Genomic DNA, 22,908 nt, shown 5'->3' with positions numbered 1-22,908 from the left:
CTCGAGGCCACCATGACCGTCGAGAAGGAGTACAGTACGCAACTCGCGGTCGACGGCGTCACGATCGAGCGCCGCGACATCGAGATGCTCGACGCCATCGACCGGTACGGGTCGATGCACCGCGCGGCCGAGGAACTGGGCCGCTCGTACGCGCGCCTGCAGAACCGCATCGTCGAGATCGAGGACGCCGTCGGCCCGATCACGGAGCGCCAGCGCGGCGGCAGCGGCGGCGGCGGCACCGAGCTGACCGCGACCGCCCGCGAGCTACGCCAGCAGTTCGACCGCCACGACGCCGAACTCGACGGCGTCGCTCGAGTCACGGAATCGGTCTTCGCGGGCACCGTCCGGGAGCGAACCGGAGAACTCGCGACGGTCGAGACGGCGATCGGGCCGGTACTGGCGCTGGTTCCCGACGGGGCGAACGAGGTACAGCTCACCGTCCGCTCGGACGCCGTCGTGTTGACCGACCCCGACGAGGCGCCCGAGGCCGACGGCACCAGCCTCCGCAACCAGTTCCGGGGGACCGTCGACCGCCTCGAGCCGGGCGAATCGATCACCAGGGTGACGGTTCGGCTCGAGGGCGACGCCGAACTCCAGGCGCTGGTCACGAAATCCAGCGTAGAGCGGCTGGGACTGGCCCCGGGACGGGCGATCACCGCTTCGTTCAAGGCCACCGCCGCGAGGGGGATCCGGATCGACCCGGGCTCGCAGGCGTGAGCGACGCGTATCGACGCTCGAGGAGAGGTTTTTTGGGACCGTTCGAACCGGTGCGACTGGCGGGATAGCGGACTATCGGCGTCGCGCGCGCCGTCCCAGCAGGTCGTTCGGCGGCCAGTTGTCTAGCTCCTCGGCGGCCTCGAACAGCTTATCGACTTCCGCATCGTTGAGGACGATTTCCGTGTCGTCCCAGACGATATCGATGACGTCCGCCTCTTCCATTCGGGGTAGATGGGTGTGGATCAATCGGATTCGAGCGCGCCTGCGTTCCTCATCACTGAGCTTCTCGGGGACGAGTCGGTGTCTCCGGGCGGCGACCTGTCGGGAGAGTTCGGGAATCGAGGCCCGTCCGTCCCGTTCCAGTAGCTCGTGGAGGACGAGCTGACGGTCCGCGCTGGCCAACACCCGGAATGCTTCCCGACGGTCCATGTCAGTATTTGGCCCGACGGCTTCGGGGGGAAAAGCGACTCCGGCTAAATACATTGGTGTTCACCACGAGTCCCCGAACGGAACCCGCTTTTCACCCACGAAATCACAACAAAAACCTCGATCGGTGGTTGAATATCGCCGTTCCGGCGTCCGACCTCTTCGTTTCACGTTCGGTGAAAGAAGCGCTTATACAGTGTCCCCTGATATGGGTCCTAAATGCCTTCCTCCCCGTACGTGGATGTCGACTCGGACGCCGATACCCGCATCCGCCAGCAGGAGGTCGTCGCGGATCTCGGCCAGCGAGCCCTCGAGGCGGACGACCTCGACGGGTTGCTTCGCGAGGCGACCGCCGCCGTCGCCGAGACCCTCGGGACAGAGTACGCGAGCGTCCTCGAGGTGGTGCCCGGCGACGACGCCCTCCTTCGCCACGGCGTCGGCTGGCCGAACGAACTGGTCGGGACGGCGACGGTCTCGACCGATCCGGATTCACAGAGCGGGTACGCGCTTCGCCGCGACCGGCCGGTGATCGTCGACGACCTGCGCGCCGAGGAGCGGTTCTCCCGCGCCGACCGACTGGCCGATCACGACGTCGTGAGTAGCGTGAGCGCGGGTATCGGCACGGTCGAGGAGCCGTGGGGCGTCCTATCTGTGCACGCGACCGAGACGGAAGCGTTCACCGACTCCGACGCCGCCTTCGTCCGGAGCGTCGCCACCGTGCTCGCGTCGGCGATCGAGAACGCGCGGACGGAGCGCCGGTTCGAAGCGATCTTCGAGGATCCGAACATCCTCGTCGGACTGCTCGAACCCGACGGAACGGTCCTCGACATCAACGGGACGGCGATGGAGTACATCGACGCCGACCTCGAGGACGTAACCGGCGAACCCTTCTGGGAGACGCCGTGGTGGGGCGAGGGCGACGGTGCACACTCGGACGTTAGAGAGTGGACGAACCGGGCGGCGAACGGCGAGTACGTCGAGTTCGAGACCGATCTCACCCGCCCGAACGGGGAGCAGTACACGCTCAACGGCGTCTTCAGGCCCGTCACGAACGACGACGGCGACGTCGTCTCGATCATCGTCTCGGACCGCGACGTCACCGAACGCAAGGAGCGCGAACGGCACCTGCGCGACGCGAAGGAACAACTCGAAGCCGCGACCGAAGCGGGCGCGGTCGGAACGTGGGAGTGGTCGATTCCCGAGGACCGGATGACCGCCGGAGCATCGTTCGCCAAAACGTTCGGTCTCGATCCCGACGACGCCCGCAATGGCGTCCCGCTCGAACAGTTCATAGAAGCGATTCACGAAGACGACCGCGACCGGGTCGAACGGGAAATCGAGGAGGCCGTCGAGACCCGCGGAGAGTACGAGGCCGAATACCGCGTCTGGAACGCCGACGACGAACTCCGGTGGGTCGTCGCCCGCGGCCACGTCGAGGCCGACGAGGACGGCGATCCGAAGACGTTCCCCGGGGCGCTGACGGACATCACGGAGCGAAAGCGCGCCGAACTCGAGGCCGAGAAGCAGCGCAAGCAACTCGAGACGCTGTTTCAGGTGTTGCCCGTCGGGGCCGTCGTCGCGGACGCGGACGGCTCGCTGCTCAAAGCCAACGATACCGCCAGGGAACTCTGGGGCGGTGACGTCTTCGACGCGGAATCCGTCGAGGAGTACGACAAGTTCGAGGCGGTCTGGGCGGACTCGGGCGAACCGGTCGGTCCCGAGGACTGGACGATGTATCAGGTGCTCCAGGGCGAGGAGGTCTCGGAGCCCAACATCTACGAGATCAGCACGTTCGACGGCGAACAGCGGATCATCATGGAACACGGGATGCCGGTCAGGAACGAGCGCGGCGAGGTGAGTCGGGCGGTCGTCACGCTGACCGACATCACGGAACGCCGGGCCTCCCAGCGCAAACTCGAGGAGACGGTCGAGAAACTCGAGGCCTCGAACGAACGGCTCGAGCAGTTCGCCTACGCGGCCAGCCACGACCTGCAGGAGCCGCTGCGGATGATCACGAGCTACCTCCAGTTGCTCGAACGCCGCTACGGCGACGCGTTCGACGAGGACGGCCAGGAGTTCCTGGACTTCGCCGTCGACGGCGCCGAGCGCATGAGCGACATGATCGACGCCCTGCTCGAGTACTCCCGCGTCGAGACCCGGGGCGACCCCCTCGAGCCGGTCGACCTCGAGACCGCCCTCGGGGACGTGATCGACGACCTCCAGTTGCATATCGAGGAAACCGACGCCAGAATCTCGACCGGAACCCTCCCCGTTGTGGAGGGCGACGCGAGCCAGTTACGACAGGTGTTCCAGAACCTGCTGGAAAACGCGTTGACCTACCACGGCGACGACCCGCCGCGCGTGCACGTCGACGCCGAGCGATGCGAGGCGCCACGCGCCTCGGAACGAAGCGGCAACGCCGCGGAGAACGGTGGCGAGGAGTGGGTCGTTTCGGTCGCGGACGAGGGGATCGGGATCGATCCCGCCGATCAGGACCGGGTGTTCACCGTCTTCGATCGCCTCCACAGCCAGGAGGAGTACGAGGGGACGGGGATCGGACTGGCGCTCTGTCAGCGCATCGTCGAACGCCACGGCGGCGAGATCACCGTCGACTCCGAACCCGGCGACGGAACGACGTTCTCCTTCACGCTTCCGGCGGCCGAGTGACGCCGGCCACGTGAGACCGGCCGACTGACCCCAGTCGGACGGTCACAGCGCGGACCGAGCGTGGGCGAATCGCCGTTTCTTATCGCGGTGGGTCGCCTCGAGTCGGGGACGGCGGCGTGCATGTGCAGGCTTTAGCGTCTTTCACGTCAGGGAGCAAGTACAGGGAAATGGCCTTTCAACCGCCGACCGAGTGTCCGATCTGTGCCGAGACGCTGGATCCCGATCGAACGCTCGAGGACCATCTCAGACGAGCGCATCCCTACGACGAAGTGATCCAGTACGTCGCGTCCCAGCACGAACAGACGAACGCCCAGCCGCTTTCCTAGCTGGCCGAGCGTCGACGCGGACGTAGCGACCCGGCTGCTGTTCCCGCGACTCCAGCCAGAATTACATCGACGGCGGTAACTCGAGCGCGACGAGGTCGTGGCCGGTCTCGCCGCGATGTGCGTCGCCGATCCGTTCCGCTTCCTCGCGTCCCGTCGTCGCGCACTCGAACGAACAGCCCTCGCACTCCACGAGGAACCGCTTCGGCTCTCCCTGGCCCGGGTCGCGCTCTGTGATTGCCATGAGCCTTCTTCAGCGACACGCTGCTTGAACTCCTCTCCAAAACGGATTGGCGTCGCGTAGTGGACTTTCGGCCCGACTGAAATCTACTGTTTGTTCGTTTGTCAGACCGAGCCGGAATTAGCTCGCTCGAGTGGGGATGGCGATCTCTTTGCTCAAGGCCTGTACACCGTGAGAACTCGAGTGGATGTTATTCGCGGGAACGTGCTCCGTCTGGGATTTGAACTACGCCCAGACGTGCTCGCTACGCTGCGCGCGACTGGTCTACTTCAAATCCCAGAGCGTGCGCTTCCTTCTTCACTCACTTCGTTCGTTCAGAAGAGTGCTCCGTCTGGGATTTGAACCCAGGTCATCGGCTCGAAAGGCCGAAATGATTGGCCGGACTACACCAACGGAGCGTGAACGCAATAAGTCGTTGCCGAGGCCTAGTAAAAAGCGTTCCGTTCCGAGTCGAGGATGACACGGCCTGCCGCACGACGGAATCCCCGCCAGCGCGTGCCGTCATCTCAATCCTTTTGAAGCCGCGTCACGACCACCCACGCATGAAATACGTACGCTTCCGCGACCCAGCAGGGGCCGTTCGGCGCGGCGAACTCGAGTCCGGTCACGTCCACTTCGGAAACGAGAGCTACGCCCTCGAGGACGAGGCGATCGACGTCCTGCCGCCCTGTGAGCCGTCGAAGATCGTCTGTATCGGGCGCAACTACGCCGATCACGCCGACGAAATGGGGTCGAACCTGCCGGATCGACCGATGCTCTTCCTGAAGCCGCCGAACGCGGTCGCCGCCCACGGCGACACCGTCACCGCGCCCGCGGGCAAGGAGCGCATCGACCACGAGGCCGAACTGGGCGTCGTCATCGGCGAGCAGTGTCGCCACGTCCCGGTCTCGGACGCGATGGACGTCGTCGAGGGCTTCACCTGCGTCGACGACGTCTCGAACCGCGACGACCAGAACGAGGAACAAAACTGGATCCGCGGGAAGGCCTTCGACGGCGCCGCGCCGCTCGGTCCGGTGCTCGCGACCCCCGACGAGGTGCCCGACGACGCGTCCGTCCAGTCGCGGGTCAACGGCGAACTCCGACAGGACGGCTCCCGCGAACAACTCATCTTCCCGATCCCCGAACTGATCGCCGAGATCACGACCTACTTAACCCTCGAGCCGGGCGACGTCATCGCCACCGGCACGCCCGAGGGCGTCGGCCCGCTCGAGGACGGCGACGAGGTCGAGATCGAAATCGAGGGCGTCGGTACGCTCGAGCACAGCATTCGACGACCCTGAGCGCGCCGGGACGCAAGGCAACGCGTGCGTCCCTCCCTGCCGCAGACGAACCTTTTTCGACCCGCTCGAGCGAACACACGGGTATGACCGTTCGATTCGGTGCGGTGACCGTCGACTGGCTCGGCCTCGCGACGATCCGACTCGAGGGCCGGACCGGGGCGGTGATCTACGCGGACCCGGGGCCGGAGGAGTACGACGTCCTCGACGACGAACCGAAGGACGCCGATCTGGTCCTCGTCTCCCACGACCACCACTACGACCCCGAGTCGATCCGGCGGGTCGCCCGCGACGACGCGGTCGTCCTCGTCCACGAGTCGATCGACGCCGCCGAGATCGATCGGGTCGACGAGGGGCCCGAGGACCTGCCCTACGACGTCGAGCGCGTTCGCGACGACGAGTCGTTCGTCCTCGGGCCGCTGGACCTGTTCACGACGCCCGCCTACAACGATCCCGCGGGGCCACACGTCGACGACGACGGTAGCCCCTACCACCTCGAGAGGCGGGGCTGTGGCTACGGCGTCACCGTCGACGGCGTCACCGCCTTCTGGCCCGGCGACACCGACGTGCTGCCGATTCACGAGGACCTCGCGGTCGATCTCTTCTGTCCGCCGATCGGCGGAACGTTCACGATGGACCGCCGCGAGGCCGCCGCGCTCGCCGAGCGCATCGAACCGGATCTCGTCCTCCCGGTCCACTACGACACGTTCGAGGCGATCGAGACCGACGCCGACGCGTTCGTGGTCGAGGTCGCGAACCGCGGGATCCCGGTCGTCCTCGACGATCCGACCGGCCGCTGAGCGTCGATCACCGTCTCGGCCGCACTCGGTCCGAGCGCGAGACGAAAATCGCCCTCGCACGAGACCCAAACGTTAGTGTCATTGCGGCCATCAGTTCGCGTATGGGCGGCGACCATCGTTCGGGAGGGCACGCCGGGACCGCGCGATACTGTTCGAACTGCGGCACCGACATCGAGCCGTCGACGAACTACTGTCCGAGCTGCGGCGCCGCGACCGGGAACGCTGCCGGACGGTCGACCGATAGCACCGCACCCGATCGGAGCTGGACCGCCGGGAGAACCGATCGCGGCGACGGCACGGATCGCGAGCGTCTCGAGCGCCGGATCGCGACGGCCCTCGAGGAGGGGTGGGAGCTCGAGCGCGACTTCGGCGATCACGCCGTGTTGATCAAGCGGTCGCTCGGATCGGCCGGCGTGCACGCGCTCATCGCCCTGTTCACGATCTGGTTCACGATGGGGATCGGAAACGCCCTCTACGCGGGCTACAAGTACTTCGGCGACGTGGAGCGGACGGTCGTCCGGCCGGAGTCGGGCGCTCGGATGGGGTCAGTGTCGGCCGACGACTCGGTATCGGCTCAGGCCGACGCGACCGCGAACGGCTCCGCGTCCGCCGGCTCCTACTCGGTCGGACGGATCTTCGTGGTCGGCCTCCTCTGGCTGTTCGGCCTGGCGTTGCTCCTCGAGGGGTCGCTGCTCGCGAGCGGATTCGGCCTGCTCCTCCTCGTGACGGGCGCGGCGATGTCACCGTCGGTTCGCCGGCGGATTCGCGACCGGGAGCCGATCACGACGACCGGCCGGACGCGATCGGTCGAGGAGACCGTGGTTCGCTCGCCCGAGCGGCCGTGTGCCGTCTGCCACGACTCGATAGCGGAGGGAATCGAACGCCGGTACCGCGAGCGGGTCAGGCTCCTCGGCGTCTCGATCGTGACCACCGATCGCGGTGCGAACTACTACTGTCACACCTGTGCCGGGCTCGGGTCGATCACTCGCGACCGCGGGGACGGAAGCGAGAACGAAACCGAGACCGCGGACGCGGCCGCGACGACCGAGACAGGGACGAAAACGGAGGAGACGGGGGCGGAGACGGAGCGATCGGCCGCCGAACCGACCGAAACGAACGCGGGCACGGACTGACGGCCCGCTGTCGGGCCGCTCGAGCGCTGAATCGCGCGCGCCTCCCGCGAGAGGTGGACGCTCGAGGGTGACGGACTGCCGCTAAGGGTCCGAGCGAAACGACGGCCGTCGGATCCGTCGCGGTGTCGAAACGACGAGCTGCTGCGGCTTCCGGTTTGCCAACGTTTTCGGTGATCGACGTAACAGGGGTGGTAGTGTGAGCGTCCGCTCGCTGCCCGGTTGGTCGAGCGTCTGGTCGAACCCGTACCGCCGCCGGTGGCTCCTGTGGGGGATCCTCGCGGCGTTGTACCTGCTGGTGAGCGTCTACCGGCTCTCGACGGCGGTTATGGCGGGCTCGCTGATGGACGCGTTCGGGATCACGGGCGCTCAGCTGGGCCTGCTACACGCGTCGTTTTTCGTCGTCTACGCGCTGATGCAGATCCCCTCGGGGATCCTCGTCGACCGGATGGGTGCCCGGCGGACGGCCACGGTCGGCGCGGCGGTGATGAACCTCGGGGCGATCTGGTTCGCACTCGCCGGCGGCTACGGCGGCGGGCTCGGCGGCCGGTTTCTCATCGGTCTCGGCGGGAGCGTGATCTTCGTCGCGATGCTCCGGTTCTGCGCGAACTGGTATCGGGCAGACGAGTTCGGGACGATGAACGGGCTCTGTATCGCCGTCGGCGGGATCGGCGGCATCCTCGCGACGACCCCGTTCGCCGTCGCGGTCGAGGCCGCGGGCTGGCGAACGGCGCTATTGGCGCTGGGAGCGGGCGGATTCGCGGTCGCGGTCGCGACGTTCGTTTTCGTCCGCGACTCCGCCGAGCGGGCCGGGTTGCCCCAGATCGAGGGCGCGCCCGAGCGGTCGACGCTGTCGGTCCCGGAGGTACGCGAGTTCACCGCCCGCATCGTCTCCGACCGGTGGACCTGGGTCGCCGGCGTCATGCTGTACTGTACCGGCGGGATCAATCTGACGCTCGTGGGACTGTGGGGGATCCCCTACGTCGTCCAGACGTACGACGTCTCGGTGACGGCCGCTTCGACGATCACGCTCTTCGGCGGTATCGGACTCGTCGTCGGGCCGCCGACGTTCGGCCGCCTCTCGGACTACCTCGACCGCGATACCGAATTCATCGTCCTCGGCACGGTCGTCTACACGACCGTTCTCGGTTTCGTCGCCGCGACGGGCGACCCGCCGCTCGTCGCCCTCGGCGCGGTGTTCTTCCTGGCGGGGAGCCTGTTCGGGTCGTTCGTGCTCACCTTCCCGATGATCCAGTCCCGGTACGACGAGCGGGCCAGCGGCATCGCCATCGGGACGATCAACGGCGCGTCGTTCGCCGGTGCGGCCACCTTCCCGACGATCATGGGCTGGGCGCTCGACGCCTACTGGACCGGCGAGTTCCACAACGGCGCCCGCGTCTACACCGAGACCGGCTACCGCGTCGCGTTCGCGATCGGCGCCCTCGCCGGCGTCGTGGCCGTCTGCTGTGCGGTCTGGCTCCATCGCCACGATTACGAAGAGTGAGAAGACGGCGGCGGTGACGGACGGCTGCAGTATCGATCTCGAGCGCGGTATCGGTCTCGAGTCTCGAGTTCCGGTGGCGAAAACGGTTCGAGGGGAGTTCGAGGGGCGTCTAAAGGACGCCCATATCGTTGAGTCGCTCGGGCAGATACGTATCCGTCACGAAGTCCAGGCCGTGGGACGCCAGCGACTGCTGTTCGGACTTCTTCTCGATGTCGAGTTGCAGTTCGATCTGTTCCTCCCAGTAGTCGGTCTGGAACCGCGGGTCCTCGAGTTCGCTCTCGAGGGCGTTGACGTCCGAGTCCGAGAGCGGGTCGGTCGGCAGGTCGTACTCGACGATGTCCGCGGGCTGGATGCCGATGAACTTCGCCTCGGGCGTCGCGAGGTACTCCGAGAGGTGGGCCGACTTGATCGAGCCGTAGGCGACGGAGCCGTAGATGCGGTACGACCACGGGTCGCCGTCTGTAAAGACCACTACGGGGAGGCCGAGTTCGTCGTGGAAGCGCTTCGTCAGTCGCCGGGTGGCGCGTGCGGGCTGGCCCCCGAGGTGGACGACGATGGCGTTGTACTCCTCGTCGAAGCCGTTCTCGACGAGTCGGTCGCGCATGCCGCCGGTCTCCACGCAGAGGACGAAGTCGGCGTCGTTGTCGAGGAACTCGATCATGTCCGGGTTGTTCGGGATCTGGTACCCGCCCTGTCCGACGTCGAGCTGGCAGTGGATGTCGCGGTCGCCGCGCTTGGTCTGCTCGCGGATGTGGATCGGCCCCATCACCTTCGCGCCGGACTCCTCCGGGCGCATGTGGAAGTCCTCGCGGGTGACGCCGGAGACGATCTCCAGGTCCTCGATCAGCCCGTTCGACTCGTCCTGATCGTTGAACTGTGCCTCCGTGTTGTCCCAGCTTTCGGAGAGGTAGTAGAGTTCACGCAGGGTCGACGAGCGATCCTCTTCGAGCTGCTCGGCGAGGAACTCGATGGTGTAGACCGCCTTGAGGAGCTTTCGGGCCCCTCGAACCGAGTTCGCCGACCGCGTCGACTCCCGGTCGCCGTACACCCAGACGTCCTTCTCTTCGTCGTACTCGATGTTGTTCTTCGTCCGCGTCGGCACGGACATGTGTGGAATCTCGCCCAGTTCGAACTGGTCGTAGAACTGTGCCGCGAGGTCGATCAACTGCTCTCTGGCCTGCTGGTCGTTGTCTGCGCTCATTGTTTCACCGTGATTTCACTTCGTTCATCACGAGCCATCATTCGCGCGCTCATGATGACACCGTGAGTTTCTCGCTTTCGACTCCCTTCACGTCGAGATCGTACTCCGCGTCGTCGGCCACCACGTACTCGAGGGCGGCGTCCTCGCCGCTCGAGACGTCGGGTTCCCACTTGACGAACCACTCGCCGTCCATCTCGACGACGGTGGCGTCGTCGGGGAGGTCCGTCGGCTCGGCGGTGACGATGTCCGTGATCTCGAGGCTCTCGTTCGTACTCGAGTTGTTCTCGACGACGACCGACACCGCCTGGCCGTCGCCGTTCTGCTCGACGTCGCGCTCGACGAGCACGTTGTTCATGATCCGGGCGATTGCGTCGCCGATGTCGGGTTCGTCGCGGCCGGTGACCTCGGCGACCTTCGAGGCCATCTCGGGGAGGATCGTTCCCAGGACGTTCTGTTTCTTCCGGCGCTGTTGCATCGAGCGACGCTTGTTGAGGTAGCTCTTGAGTTCGCGGGCCGCCTCGCGAATGGCGAGCTCGATCTCGTCTTCGATCTCCGGCACGTTCGCGACGGCGTCCTTCGATTCGCTGGTGAAGGGGACGTTCGTCGAGGCGACGTGGATCATGATGACGGCCGGCCCCTTCGGCAGGCCGGAGCCCCCGGGCTGGTCGAGTCCGTAGTTGCGCCAGCCGATGGACTTGACCACGTCGGTCGTCGCACACGCGCCGCGCTGGTAGACCAGCGGCACGCGGTTGGCGAATCGCATGACGTTGACGCCGCCCTCGGCCTCGAGTTCGCCGCCGTAGGCGATGCCGGCCTCGACGATGAACGGGTCGCCGCCGTGGACCTCGGCGTCGCGGGTCGCGGAGGAGTAGAAGTCCGCGTCGAACTCCTTCTCGAGGCCGGCCGTGATGAGGTCCTCGGAGATCGGCGCGAGACACCGGGTCGGCGGCGCCATGATGTCGGTCGCGCGCATCCCGTCGACGAGATTGCTGGTGGCGTCGCGATCCTCGTTGAGTTCGCGAACGAGCGGCGGGTCGTCGGGGACGGTCGCCATCACGTCCCAGAGGGCCTCGACGACGTTCTCGCGGGCGGTGTCCCCGAAGGAGACGTCGTCGTACTCCTCGGTGAGGTCCGCGGCGCGGTCGACGTGTGCGCGCAGTTGCGTGTGGGTGAGCCGGTGGCGCAGGTTCCCCTCGTCATCGTCTCCGGCCTCGAGTTCGTCCTCGAACTTGGCCGCGAGCCGCTCGGCGAAGGCGTGGATCACGTCGTCGTCCTTGCGGGTGCTCGTCGCCTCGTCGGCGAGGTCGTAGCAGTCGGCGACGAGTCTGGATTCCGCGGCCGCGTCGTCGTCTTCGCGCTCCGCGTCGGCCTCGTCTTCTCGAGCGTCGATCAGGGCGCGCCAGACGACCTCGACGGCGTTCTCGCGGACGGTGTCGCCGAACGTCGTCCCGTGGTCGGCTTCGACGTCGTCGGCGGCGGAGTCGACGACCGCGAGGAGTTCGTGGTGGGCGATCCGGTCGCGGTCGTCGACCGCGTCGGCGATGGCCGCGGCGAAAGCGCTCGTGGCGTCGGCGCCCTTGTTCGACGTGGCGTCCGAAACCGCGGCCTCGAGGTCGACGTCCTCGTGGCTCGCCGGCGGTCGCCAGCGCATCTCGCGGCCGAAGTGACGGTCTCGGAACTCGTCGATGATCGTGTCGGCGGTCTTCTTCCCGACGCGGGTGAACTCCTCCTGCAGGAACCCGGAGATCGTCTGGGAGTCGGTCGCCGTCAGCATCTTCATGACGGTGCCGAGTTCGACCCCGTGGGGATGGGGTCGGATCTCCTCGGTCTCCTCCGGAAGCTGATCGGTCGCGCGCTCGAACTTGAAGTGTTCCTGGGGCTCGCGCAACTCGAGGCGCGCGTGGGGGTTGACGACCGCCGTGTGCTTGATGTAGTCGTGGAGTTGCTGGCGGGCGCGCATGTTCGCCTCCATCTCGAGTTCGATGCGCGTCCCGTGGGGGCGGTCCCAGGAGGTGGTCTCCTCGACGCTGATCTCGGGTTCGTTGGAGTCGGTGTCGACGATGAGTTCGAAGTACTCGGCCTCGCTCGAGCCCTGGGTTCGGCTGGTGATCTTTGCGGGTTTCCCGCTCGTGAGCTGCGAGTAGAGGACGGCGGCCGAGATCCCGATCCCCTGCTGCCCGCGCGATTGCTCGCGGGCGTGGAACCGGGAGCCGTAGAGCAGCTTTCCGAAGACCTTCGGCAGCGATTCCTTCGTGATCCCGGGTCCGTTGTCCTCGACGATCAGCCGGTAGTAGTCGCCGGCCTCCTCGATTTCGACGTAGATATCCGGGAGAATGCCCGACTCTTCGGCGGCGTCCAGGGCGTTGTCCACGGCCTCCTTGACGGCCGTGACGAGGCCTCGAGCACCGCTGTCGAAGCCGAGCATGTGCTTGTTCTTCTCGAAGAACTCGGCGATGGAGATCGCTTGCTGGTTCTCGGCCAGCTCCTCGGCGATCCCCGCTTCGTCACCGAGTGTCGACTGAAACGACGTCATTGTCCCCTCTTACAAACGGCGGGGCTAAAAGCTGTGTGCTACCGGAGCGGAAGTGAACGCGATCGGACCACGTTCCGCGGTACCACGCCTCGGGCAGCCAGTCAGTTCGGGGAGTGGTTGGTAGTTTCACGACCCGGGACCCACTGGTGACCGTCGTCAGCGACGGCCCGGTCGTCGTCGGGCTGGACGACGGGATCGACGGCTGAATCGTCGTTCGAGGCGTCGTCACTGATCTTCGACCGGCGGCCACTCCCACGCGTCGGCTTCGACCAGGCCGAGCAGGTGACGCCGGCGGTCGGTCAGCTCCGCGAGGCCCTCGGCGAACTCCTGGTCCGAGACGGTCGGAATGTCGTCCTCGCGAAGGCGATCGAGATCCGGCGAGCGCGGGACCGCCGGACTGGGATCGATGAACGCCTCGTCGAGGGCGTCGATGTAGCTCCGGGCGCTCGAGCGCGCGGTTTCGACGACGGCGGGGTCGGGGCTGTGCTCGTCGTCGACGGCGTACCGGAAGAGGGTGAGCGACTCGTCGAGGATGGACACGGCCACGGCCGACGCCTGCTCGCTCTGCTCGCTGTGGTAGTAGTGCAGGATCGGGTAGGACTTGTGTTGCTCGGCGAGCGTGCTCAGATCGGAACCGAGCGTCTCGAGGGTCAGTTCGAGGCCGTCGAAGTTCTCGCCGTTCCAGCCGGCGCGGACGAACGCCTCGCTCCGGTTGCCGAGTCCCGTGACGGTGCTGGCGAACGAGCGCTTGTCGGCGACGGCCCCGAGGACGGAGAGGATGTAGGAGACGCCGAGCGTGACGAAGGCCATTCCGGATGCGGTCGTGAACGCGCTGGCGATCTCCCAGACATCGCCGCCGTAGGTGGGGGAGTAATCGCCGTTGCCGTCGGTGAACATCGTGTACGCGACGTAGTAGATCCGGCCCGCCCAGTCCGCGGTGCCGCCGGTGCGAGTGTTGACGACTGCGAGGGGGGCGCTGGCGAAAACGAACGTCCAACCGACCCAGATGAAGCCGATCCACATGACGAGCGTCAGGGTGAGGATGAGGGGGCCGGCGAGACTGAGCGCCCTGTCGTCGTCCCCCGTCGCGGTTCGGAGGCCGCGCCAGACCCACGTCGTCAGGCGACCGGAGAGCGGGCCGGAGCCGCCATCGACCCAGAGGGTCGTCCAGAGGATATCGACGAATACGGCGACGAGCATGACGATGCCAACGACGAGGTACACCAGTTGCATCGTCCCCTTCTATCAGCAGGAGCACCGTCAACGATGCCCCGGTCACTGCGGCGGGTTTTTCAGCGGGAGGGGACCGGTCGGTATCGATCGGACGATCCGCTGCCCATCGACCGTCGATCCGACGGTTGTCCGGACCGGGTCCGAATCGGTGCGGCCGATGACTCCCATCACGACCCGTGCCGTCATCGATCGTGCCACACCGTCGACGCCCACGTGCTACCCCGTCCGTCCCCAAAATTCGGCCGATCCGTCATTTTCCGGGTCCAACGCCAAACGCTTATAAATTCGTGTCCGGATGAGGACATATGGGATCTTCAGACTCGACGGGCGTTACCGGGGAGGACGTCCGGCGTATCTTCTCGGAGTCGGGGCGGTCGTCGGCCCCGCTCACTACCGCCGAAGTCGCGGATCGATTGGAGCGGTCTCCCCCCGCCGTCGAAGGACGCCTCGAGGAACTCGCGGACCGAGGCGAACTCCGGACGAAGCGGATCGACGAGTCGACCCGGATCTGGTGGCGTGACCAGGAGGAAGCGGGAACGACCCCGCGGACGGGACAGGAGGAGTTCGCCGCCTTCGTGAGCGCCGTGCAGGACTACGCGATCTTCATGCTCGATCCCGACGGCGTCGTCGCGAGCTGGAACGAGGGCGCCGAACGGATCAAGGGTTACGAAGAGCACGAGATCGTCGGCCAACACTTCTCTACTTTCTACTCCGACGACGATATCGACAACGACGTACCGCAGACGAACCTCGAGACCGCCGCGAGCGAGGGACGCGTCGAGGACGAAGGGTGGCGCCTCCGCTCGGACGGCACGGAGTTCTGGGCGAACGTGGTCATCACCGCCATTCGGGACGACGAGGGTCGACTGCAGGGCTTCACGAAGGTCACCCGGGACATGACCGAGCGCCGCGAGTACGAACTGCAACTCCAGCGGGAACGGGACCTCACCGAACGGATCCTCGAGACCGTCCCGATCACGATCGGCGTCGTCACGGAGGACGGCGAACTCGTCCGCGCGAACCGGCGCATGCTCGACCGGTTCGATATCGAGGCCGACGCACTCGCGGCGTACAGTGTCGACTCGTGGGACCTCTACGACACCGAGGGGGAGCTGATTCCGACCGACGAGTGGCCGTGGGCCCGAGCGTTCCGGTCCGACGAGCCGGTGTACAACCAGCAGTATCAGGTCGACATCCCGGAAATCGGCCGTCGCTGGCTCTCGCTCAACGCCGCACCGCTCGAGGACGATCACCACGACGACGATCGCGTCGTCGTCGCGATCGACGACATCACCCCCCAGAAGGAGCGCGAACGGCTACTCCGCCGGGAGTACAACCAGACCGAGAAGCTGTTGCGAACCGCCCCGATCGCGATCGCCGTCCAGAACGCGGAGGGCGAAACGGTGCTGACCAACCGACGGGCACAGGAGGCGCTCGGGCTCTCCGACCAGGAGTTCATCGGCGAATCAGACGGCGACGACTGGGAGGTTCGCAATTCGAACGGAGACCCGCTCGATCCGGACGAGACCCCCGCGGCGCGCGTGCTGGAAACCGGCGAACCGGTGTTCGACGAGGAACTCGTCGTCGACTCCCCGGACGGCGAGCAGTTGCAGTTCCGCATGAACGCGACGCCGATCGTCGGGCCCGAAGGCGAGATCGACCGCGTCGTGACGGCCGCCGAGGACATCACCGAACTGAAAGATCGCGAACAACAACTCGAGGACCGGAAGACCGAACTCGAGACGGAACTGAGCGAGATCCTCGGCCGCATCTCGGACGCGTTCTACGCCATCGACGACGAGTGGCGGTTGACTCACCTCAACGAGTACGCCGCCGAGATCATGCAGGAGTCCAGGGAGGAGTTGCTCGGCCGGAAGATCTGGGAGACGCTCCCCGACGAGACCGAGGAGAGCTGCCGGGAGCGGTTCCAGGAGGCCATGGAGACCCAGGAGCCGGTCAACTTCGAGGTGTACGCGGACGAGTTCGACGCCTGGCTCGAGTACAACGTCTACCCCTCCGAGTCGGGGCTCTCGATCTACTTCCACGAAATCACCGAACGCAAGGAGTACCAGCGGAAACTCGAGAAATCGAACGAGCGCCTCGAGCAGTTCGCCTACGCCGCCAGTCACGACCTGCAGGAACCGCTGCGGATGGTCTCGAGCTACCTCCGGCTGCTCGAGGACCGCTACACCGACCAACTGGATTCCAACGGGGAGGAGTTCATCGAGTTCGCCGTCGACGGCGCCGATCGGATGCGCGACATGATCGACGGCCTGCTGGCCTACTCCCGGGTCGACACGCAGGGCGAACCGCTCGAACCGGTCGACCTCAATACCGTCCTCGAGGCCGTTCTCGACGATCTGCAGGTGAAAATCGAGGAGCACGACGCCGAGATTCTGTCCGACTCGCTGCCCCGCGTTCGCGGCGACGAGAGCCAGCTGCAGCAGGTGCTCCAGAACCTCGTCTCCAACGGGATCGAGTACAGCGGCGACGAACCGCCGCGGATCCACGTCTCGGCCGAACGCGCGCGCTCGAAGTGGGTAATCTCGGTTCGAGACGAGGGGATCGGCATCGACCCCGAGGACCAGGATCGCATCTTTCAGGTGTTCGAACGGCTCCACAGCCGCGAGGAGTACTCGGGGACCGGGATCGGGCTGGCACTCTGTCAGCGCATCGTCGAGCGCCACGAGGGGACGATCTGGGTCAACTCCGAACCCGGCGAGGGGACGACGTTCTCCTTTACGCTCCCTGCGGCCGACTCGTAACGGGTGTATTTCGGGCGGCCCGACTCGAGTCGATTGTCCTGACAGCGACACCTCCATCACGTATTTATCGTTGGCTGTCCAACCAACGGTGTAGTGGATGGAACCGACAGCCAACGACCTCGATGGGTTCGACGATGCGACGGTGTACGAGGACGGGACTGTAGTCCGCGTGTCGATCCGCCGTACCGAGGACGAGGCGTATCCCTCGGGATGGCGATATACGTTCCACTACGGAGCGCTTACTCCTAGTGCCGAAACGCTCGACGATGGGACGATCCGTCGGTACGATAATTCCCACGAGGACACGAAAGGCCACGAACTCCACGCCGCGCCCGATCCAGAGCCGAAACCTGTCGAGTTCACGGACATAGAAGAACTCTACGAGAGGTTCTGGGACGAGATACCAAAACCGCGATTCGATCCATCCAAGGAGACCGATACACATGACTAACAATACCGACGTCCTTCTGATCACGGTCGATGACGAAACCGAACCGTACGAAGAGGGATTACGAGCCATTCGACGACTCGAGGGCGGAGAATCCATCGATCAGGCAGCGACCGTCCGGTTTCCGGACGAATCACACCTGACCGAGGTATTTAACGAGCGAACATACACCCTTTTGCGAGTTATCAGGGACGAAAACCCGGATAGCATTCGTGAAACGGCTCGTCTGGTCGGCCGAGACAAGAAAAACGTCCACGAAGAACTGACGACGCTCGAAGCACTCGGCGTTATCCGCTTCGAGACGGTCGGTCAGGCGAAGCAGCCGGTGTTCCCGTACGACGACCTCGTCGTAACGCCGCTCGCACACGGCTCCGATGACGGTGCGACGGTCGCCCCCTGACACGACCGATTTGCTCGTATTTTCTACAGTGGAAGAATATGAGGGCTTCTGAGATCAGTTCCGGAAAGTACCTGAACGAGAGTGGAGCGCTACGCTGACAGCGTACTCGGACGTTACTGATCTTCTTCGACGATTTCGGCCAGCACTTCGGCGATCTCTCGATTCGTCTCGGGGCTGTAGTGACCGCCTTCGCCGCGCTCGACGTACAGCGACTCGATGTCGTCGTCGGGGTCGAGGTGACGGGCCATGTCGACGGTCTCGAGGGCGTCGTACTTCTCGCCCAGCCGATCCACGAGGTCGCCGTAGATCGGGCCGTGTTCGGACTCGTACTTCGCGTAGCGGAGCTGCTGGACCATCACGAAGACCGGTTTGAAGTCCTGCTCGTCCGCGTAGTCGACGAACTCCCCGATCAGCGCGTCGAACAGCGGTTCGTGGGTCTCGAACAGCCGCTCGTGGTAGCGCACGCGGGGCTGTTCCATCCGCAGGGCCGACTCGGTCTGGGCCGCGTCGAAGTCGACGCCCGGGATCGATCGACCGGTCCGGCGCTCGAGTTCCTTGCAGCCGGTGATCGCGGCGTACCGGAGATACTCCGAACTGTCGAGGAAGTCGGCCGTGTACGGGACCGACGCGTAGTGGGGCTTGAACCAGTGGTCGTAGTGGAAGTCGTTCGTCCGGAGGAAGTCGGCCTTCGACTCGAGGTCGAGCAGTTCCTCCTTCTCGTCGACGGGGCTGTCGATCAGTTTCAGGTCCCCGTCCTCGAGGGTGTACCGCGGTTTGACCGCGAGGATGTTCCCGAACTCCTGGTAGTGTTTCCACACCGAGAGGATGCGGGCGATCGAGGAGGCGGTGACGACCACGAAGACGTAGTCTGTCGGCTCCTCGGGGTACTGGCGCTTCATTCGCAGCAGGGCCTGATCGAGGCCGTAGTTACCGCCGCCGTAGTTGGCGACGTGGGTGTCCAGTTCCTCGGCCATGTAGTGCTGGAAGGTCCCGTCGTCGTCGACCTCTCGACAGAAACAGTAGGAGTCGCCGTAGGTGGAGACGGTAACGTCGTCCGCTCCCGTTTCGTCTCGACTCTTCGCGGGACAGACGCGACTGCCGTACTCGTCGGTCGAGTACGTGACCGTCGTCCGGACCTCCTCACCGGGGAGGTGGTCGCCGGTGTCCTTCTGTTTCTCCTGATTCGGCTGGGGGACCCAGCCTAGTTCGGGGTCGAAACTGCTGAACTTGCCCAGCAGTTCCCGGTCGATCTCGGGGAACTCCTCGGTGGCCACCGCCGGGATACGCTCGAGCGACTTGTACGACACGACCTCGAGTGCGATCGCGAGTCCGACGATCACGACCGCGAGAGCGACGAATGGAAGCATCGGATTGGGGTTTCCAGCACCGGAAGTAAGTGAATTGTGCCGTCATTCCCTACCTTCATCGGCCGTGAAAGGAATACGGGACGTTCGGCCCCGCGATCGAGGAGTCGAACCGATCGATCCAGGCCTCGAGCCGCCGACGATGGTGCCGGCTCGAACCGTCCGTCGACGACTGGCACTGCAGCGATGTGCGGGTCAGCGGACCACGGTCACCGGGACCGGCGAGTGTCTCACGACGACTTCGGCGACGCTCCCCAGCAGGAGGCGTTTGACGCCCGACCGGCCGCGGCTCCCCATCACGACGTGGTCGACGTCTTCGGTCTCGACGAATTCGACGATTTCCTGGGCCGGGGCGCCGAGTCGCGTGCGGGTCTCGATCCGCACGTCTCGCTCGGCGGCGAGTCGTTCGGGGACTGCGAGGCGTTCCTCGACGTCGCCGAAGACGTTCTCGACCGCCTCCGAGACTTCGTCGTCGTCCGTCGCGGTGTTGGGAATCGCGGGCACCGACGAGGTGTCGACGACCGTCAACGCGACGAACTCGCCGTCCGGAAACAGGTCGACGGCGTACTCGAGGGCCTCGCGGGCGCGCTCGGAGTCGTCGAAAGGGACCAGCACTCGGGATGGCATTGGGATCGATATCGCCCCCCAGTTCCTTTAGTCCTCCAGTCGGCGAACGGTGTCGGTCCGGACCGCCGGCGGACGGTTCGCGAATCATCCCTCAGAGGGCGAGGTACGGACCGACGGCGAAGAGGACGACCCCCAGCGCGACCTTCAGCTTCTCGGGGTCGATCGCGTGGGCGACCTTCCATCCCGTGACGACGCCCAGCAGGAGCGGCGTCCCGATGACGACGGCCAGCGGGAGGACCACCTGGCCCTGGAGGGCGTAGCCCGCGGCCGCGAAGCCCGCGATGAAGATCGACTGGACCTGCGCGACGGCGACGGCCAGCAGCATCGGGACGCCGACCAGCACCAGCGCGGGAACCGCGAGCACCGGGCCGCCGATCCCCAGCAGGCCGCTGCAGACCCCTAGAACGAAGCCGAGTCCGGCCAGCGCGACCTGCCCCTCCCGCTCGAGGGGGTCGAGATCGTACAGCGGGCTGAACCCGCGCCGTTCGCGGTAGAGGATGATGCCGCCGACGGTCATCGAGACGCCGCCGAGCAGGATGCCGAACACCGACCGCGGGACGAAGCCGTTGACGTAGGAGCCGACGAGGGCGCCGAGGACGCTTGAAACACTGAGGACGACCGCGATCGAGCGGCTCTGGCCGGTCTTCATCTCGCCGGAGTGGAGGTAGGCGGCGCTCCCGACGAGACCGGTGACGACGAACGTCGCGTGGGCGGTGCCGGCGATCTGGCTCGAGGCCAGCGGCGTCAGCGAGTAGAGCGCGATCGTCACGAAGATCCCGCCGGGACCGATCGCCGTGATGCCGATGCCCGAGAAGAAGGCGATCGAGACGAGCAGCAACACGAGGGAGACGTCGAAAGGAAGTCCGAACATAGAAGGGCGTTATCGGGGGGATTAGCCCAGGGGTTGTGACTCTTATGATCGGGGAACGGGTGTGCTACCCGTGAAATATCGGCATCTCGGGATGATTTGGGGACGGATCCGGCGGCCGTCGATCGGCGGTCCGGAGCCCGCCGGGACTGGCGGGTGTCGCCGTCCGAGCGGAATGTAAACATCCCGGTCACGGCGGTCTCGGCGACTGGAACGACCGTCTCGAGTCCGCGATACCCCAACCGATCGCAAGCGGACCAAAAGCGTCTTCCTTCGCCGAAGCCTCGGAACGTGTCAACGACACAATGGAGAGTGAGTCGACGGAGCTCGAGCGCGCTCGCGGGATCGACGGCGACGACGGGGGTAGCGACGCCACACTCGAGACTGAAGCGACGATCGAGACCGCCGCGCGCGAGCGGAACGGCCCCGCGCTGGCCGTCGAGGGGCTCTCGAAGACGTTCGGGAGCGGAGACGAGGCCGTAACCGCGGTCGAGGACGTCTCGTTCACCGTCGAATCCGGCGAAGTGATCGGGCTGCTCGGACCCAACGGCGCCGGCAAGACGACCACGATCAAGTCCATCCTCGGGCTGATCCTCCCCGACGAGGGCGCGGTCCGGATCCACGGTATCGACGTCTACGACCACCCCAGAGCGGCCTACGACCACGTCGACGCCATGCTCGAGGGAGCGCGCAACGACTACTGGCGGCTCACCGTCCGGGAGAACCTGCGGTACTTCGCGGCGATCCGCGGACGGGATCCCGACGCGCTCGCCGACCGCCACGACGAACTGCTCGAGCGATTGGACCTGTCCGACAGGGCCGATACCCCCGTTCGAGAGCTCTCCCGCGGGATGAAACAGAAGGTGTCCCTCGCGAGCGTGCTGGCCGGCGACGTCTCCGTGGCCTTCCTCGACGAACCGACGCTGGGCCTCGACGTCGAGAGTTCGCTGACGCTGCGGCGCGAACTCGTCAGACTCGCCGACGAGCGCGGACTGACGCTGGTGGTCTCGAGCCACGACATGGACGTCATCGAAGCCGTCTGCGACCGCGTCGTCATCATGAACGAGGGGCGGATCGTCGCCGACGACACCGTCGAGAACCTGCTGGCGGGCTTCGAGACGCAGGGGTACCGGATCGCCGTCCGCGGAGCCGACGAACCGATCCTCGCCGACCTCCGCGAGCGGTTCGACGTGACCGATCTCGAGCGACTCGACGACGACCGCACGCGGTTCGCGGTGGCGGCCGACTCGGCGACGTTCTACCGACTCACCGACGCGATGGAAGCCCACGGCCTCGAACTCGAGGCGGTCGAGACGGTCAAACCGAATCTGGAGGACGCGTTCGTCGAACTGACCGGCGGGAGTGGACACGGCGATGGGGGCGGAGGCGAACACGACGGCGGAGGCGAACGCGACGGCGGGGGCGGACGCGGCAGCGAGGACGGAATTCTCGGCGGCGAGGAGGAAGCTCGTGGCGGCAAGGATGAAACTCGCGGCAGCGATGGCGGAACTCACGGCGGTGAGCGGCGGTGAGCGCCGATCTCCGGTCCGGGCGGACGGGCGGTTACGTCACCCTGCTGCGGGCCGTGATCTACCGCGACCTCCTGATCTGGGTCCGGTATCCCGTCAACGCGGGCCTCAGGCTGTTCATCAACCTGCTGTTCTTCGGCATGCTGTTCTACGGCGGCACCCTGCTGGCGGGCCAGGCGATCGCGGACTCCCTCGAGGGACTGATCGTCGGCTACTTCCTGTGGACGCTGTCGACCGGCGCCTACTCGGGGCTGGTCAACGACGTCCGGGCCGAAGCGAGCTGGGGGACGCTCGAGCGCCACTACGTCACCCCCTTCGGCTTCGGCCCGGTGGTGCTCGCCAAGGCGGTGGCGATCGTCTTCCGGACGTTCCTCACCTCCGCCGTCGTCCTCGCGGTGATGCTCCTGGTGACCGAGACGCGACTCGACATTCACCTCACGACCGTCGTCCCCGTGGCGACGCTCGCGATCACCTCGGCGCTGGGGCTCGGCCTGGCGATGGGCGGACTGAGCGTGCTCTACAAGCGGATCGACAGCGTCGTCAACCTCCTCGGGTTCGCGTTCGTCGGGCTGATCTCGGCGCCCGCGTTCGACCTGTGGTGGACGGCGGCGCTCCCGCTAGTCCAGGGGAGCGCGATGCTCCAGCTGGCGATGACCGAGGGCGTTCGCCTCTGGGAGTTCGATCCCGTCGCGCTCGCGGTCCTCGTCGGGACGGCGCTCGGCTATCTGGGGCTGGGGTACCTCGTCTTCCGGTTCGCGACGCGCCGCGCCCGTCGGCTGGGCGTGCTCGGAGACTACTGAGCGGGTCGTCGCTCCGGTGATGACGACGAGATGCGGAGTTCGGCGACGGGGGATG

20 protein-coding genes and 1 tRNA gene are annotated in these 22,908 nt (G+C 66.1%); 12 read left to right on the top strand and 9 right to left on the bottom strand.

All coding sequences use genetic code 11. From position 1 onward, the window contains the following. Positions 1–12 precede the first annotated feature (12 nt). Complete coding sequence (locus J0X25_RS36855) at positions 13–717, top strand: TOBE domain-containing protein (protein ID WP_207288841.1); 705 nt, start codon at positions 13–15, stop codon at positions 715–717. A gap of 72 nt (positions 718–789) precedes the next feature. Here J0X25_RS36855 and J0X25_RS36850 read toward each other — a convergent pair whose 3' ends face one another. Then, on the bottom strand, positions 790–1,146 hold the full coding sequence (locus J0X25_RS36850; protein WP_207288840.1) for a DUF7344 domain-containing protein: 357 nt from the start codon (positions 1,144–1,146) through the stop codon (positions 790–792). Positions 1,147–1,362: 216 nt separating this feature from the next. Between J0X25_RS36850 and J0X25_RS36845 the strand changes: the two genes are divergently transcribed. Both J0X25_RS36845 and J0X25_RS36840 read left to right on the top strand, forming a co-directional pair. After that, positions 1,363–3,810 carry an ATP-binding protein gene (locus tag J0X25_RS36845; protein ID WP_207288839.1) on the top strand — a complete coding sequence of 816 codons (2,448 nt, stop codon included), beginning with the start codon at positions 1,363–1,365 and terminating at the stop codon, positions 3,808–3,810. 167 nt (positions 3,811–3,977) lie between these two features. Next, positions 3,978–4,136, top strand: coding sequence for a hypothetical protein (locus tag J0X25_RS36840; RefSeq protein WP_207288838.1), 159 nt, complete (start codon positions 3,978–3,980; stop codon positions 4,134–4,136). Between the two features lie 61 nt (positions 4,137–4,197). Here the strand turns inward: J0X25_RS36840 and J0X25_RS36835 are convergent, their stop codons facing one another. Continuing rightward, positions 4,198–4,377, bottom strand: coding sequence for a hypothetical protein (locus J0X25_RS36835; protein ID WP_207288837.1), 180 nt, complete (start codon positions 4,375–4,377; stop codon positions 4,198–4,200). A 320-nt stretch (positions 4,378–4,697) separates the two neighbouring features. Beyond that, positions 4,698–4,772: transfer RNA gene (locus tag J0X25_RS36830), tRNA-Glu, on the bottom strand. A gap of 144 nt (positions 4,773–4,916) precedes the next feature. Here J0X25_RS36830 and J0X25_RS36825 point away from each other — a divergent pair. The 4 genes from J0X25_RS36825 (at position 4,917) to J0X25_RS36810 (ending at position 9,085) form a co-directional block, all read left to right on the top strand. Continuing rightward, complete coding sequence (locus J0X25_RS36825) at positions 4,917–5,654, top strand: fumarylacetoacetate hydrolase family protein (protein ID WP_207288836.1); 738 nt, start codon at positions 4,917–4,919, stop codon at positions 5,652–5,654. 83 nt (positions 5,655–5,737) lie between these two features. Then, the gene (locus J0X25_RS36820) at positions 5,738–6,451 is read left to right on the top strand and encodes an MBL fold metallo-hydrolase (RefSeq protein ID WP_207288835.1); all 714 of its coding nucleotides are present in this window, start codon (positions 5,738–5,740) and stop codon (positions 6,449–6,451) included. Positions 6,452–6,552: 101 nt separating this feature from the next. Beyond that, the gene (locus tag J0X25_RS36815) at positions 6,553–7,584 is read left to right on the top strand and encodes a DUF8108 domain-containing protein (protein ID WP_207288834.1); all 1,032 of its coding nucleotides are present in this window, start codon (positions 6,553–6,555) and stop codon (positions 7,582–7,584) included. Positions 7,585–7,780: 196 nt separating this feature from the next. After that, the gene (locus tag J0X25_RS36810) at positions 7,781–9,085 is read left to right on the top strand and encodes an MFS transporter (protein ID WP_225896691.1); all 1,305 of its coding nucleotides are present in this window, start codon (positions 7,781–7,783) and stop codon (positions 9,083–9,085) included. A 109-nt stretch (positions 9,086–9,194) separates the two neighbouring features. Here the strand turns inward: J0X25_RS36810 and J0X25_RS36805 are convergent, their stop codons facing one another. The 3 genes from J0X25_RS36805 to J0X25_RS36795 form a co-directional block, all read right to left on the bottom strand. Then, positions 9,195–10,286 carry a DNA topoisomerase IV subunit A gene (locus J0X25_RS36805; RefSeq protein WP_207288833.1) on the bottom strand — a complete coding sequence of 364 codons (1,092 nt, stop codon included), beginning with the start codon at positions 10,284–10,286 and terminating at the stop codon, positions 9,195–9,197. A 49-nt stretch (positions 10,287–10,335) separates the two neighbouring features. After that, positions 10,336–12,819 carry a DNA topoisomerase VI subunit B gene (locus J0X25_RS36800; RefSeq protein ID WP_207288832.1) on the bottom strand — a complete coding sequence of 828 codons (2,484 nt, stop codon included), beginning with the start codon at positions 12,817–12,819 and terminating at the stop codon, positions 10,336–10,338. A gap of 225 nt (positions 12,820–13,044) precedes the next feature. Further along, on the bottom strand, positions 13,045–14,052 hold the full coding sequence (locus J0X25_RS36795) for a two pore domain potassium channel family protein (RefSeq protein WP_207288831.1): 1,008 nt from the start codon (positions 14,050–14,052) through the stop codon (positions 13,045–13,047). A 305-nt stretch (positions 14,053–14,357) separates the two neighbouring features. On the opposite strand from J0X25_RS36795, the gene J0X25_RS36790 reads away from it, so the two are divergent. The 3 genes from J0X25_RS36790 to J0X25_RS36780 all read left to right on the top strand — a co-directional run bounded on the left by J0X25_RS36790 (position 14,358) and on the right by J0X25_RS36780 (position 17,665). Then, positions 14,358–16,817 (top strand): PAS domain-containing sensor histidine kinase, encoded by a 2,460-nt coding sequence (locus J0X25_RS36790; RefSeq protein ID WP_207288830.1) that lies wholly within the window; start codon positions 14,358–14,360, stop codon positions 16,815–16,817. Positions 16,818–16,914: 97 nt separating this feature from the next. Continuing rightward, entirely contained in the window at positions 16,915–17,268 is a 354-nt protein-coding gene (locus tag J0X25_RS36785; RefSeq protein WP_207288829.1) for a toxin-antitoxin system TumE family protein, read from the top strand. Beyond that, positions 17,261–17,665 carry an HVO_A0114 family putative DNA-binding protein gene (locus tag J0X25_RS36780; protein WP_207288828.1) on the top strand — a complete coding sequence of 135 codons (405 nt, stop codon included), beginning with the start codon at positions 17,261–17,263 and terminating at the stop codon, positions 17,663–17,665. Before J0X25_RS36785 ends, J0X25_RS36780 begins: the two co-directional genes overlap by 8 nt. Positions 17,666–17,778: 113 nt before the next feature. Here J0X25_RS36780 and J0X25_RS36775 read toward each other — a convergent pair whose 3' ends face one another. From J0X25_RS36775 to J0X25_RS36765, 3 genes are all read right to left on the bottom strand, one after another. Next, the gene (locus tag J0X25_RS36775) at positions 17,779–19,032 is read right to left on the bottom strand and encodes a hypothetical protein (protein WP_207288827.1); all 1,254 of its coding nucleotides are present in this window, start codon (positions 19,030–19,032) and stop codon (positions 17,779–17,781) included. 192 nt (positions 19,033–19,224) lie between these two features. Continuing rightward, positions 19,225–19,656: a universal stress protein gene (locus tag J0X25_RS36770; RefSeq protein WP_207288826.1), complete on the bottom strand. Its 432-nt coding sequence runs from the start codon at positions 19,654–19,656 to the stop codon at positions 19,225–19,227. A gap of 91 nt (positions 19,657–19,747) precedes the next feature. Beyond that, positions 19,748–20,527: a sulfite exporter TauE/SafE family protein gene (locus J0X25_RS36765; protein ID WP_207288825.1), complete on the bottom strand. Its 780-nt coding sequence runs from the start codon at positions 20,525–20,527 to the stop codon at positions 19,748–19,750. Between the two features lie 302 nt (positions 20,528–20,829). Here J0X25_RS36765 and J0X25_RS36760 point away from each other — a divergent pair, with 302 nt between their 5' ends. Continuing rightward, the gene (locus J0X25_RS36760; RefSeq protein ID WP_207288824.1) at positions 20,830–22,056 is read left to right on the top strand and encodes an ABC transporter ATP-binding protein; all 1,227 of its coding nucleotides are present in this window, start codon (positions 20,830–20,832) and stop codon (positions 22,054–22,056) included. Next, positions 22,053–22,853 carry an ABC transporter permease gene (locus J0X25_RS36755; protein WP_207288823.1) on the top strand — a complete coding sequence of 267 codons (801 nt, stop codon included), beginning with the start codon at positions 22,053–22,055 and terminating at the stop codon, positions 22,851–22,853. Before J0X25_RS36760 ends, J0X25_RS36755 begins: the two co-directional genes overlap by 4 nt. Positions 22,854–22,908: the final 55 nt, after the last annotated feature.

The organism is Haloterrigena alkaliphila (genome assembly GCF_017352155.2).
GTDB classification, from domain to species: Archaea; Halobacteriota; Halobacteria; order Halobacteriales; family Natrialbaceae; genus Haloterrigena; species Haloterrigena alkaliphila.
The sequence above is the reverse complement of the archived record's forward strand: the minus strand, read 5'-3'. Positions and strand labels throughout refer to the sequence as shown.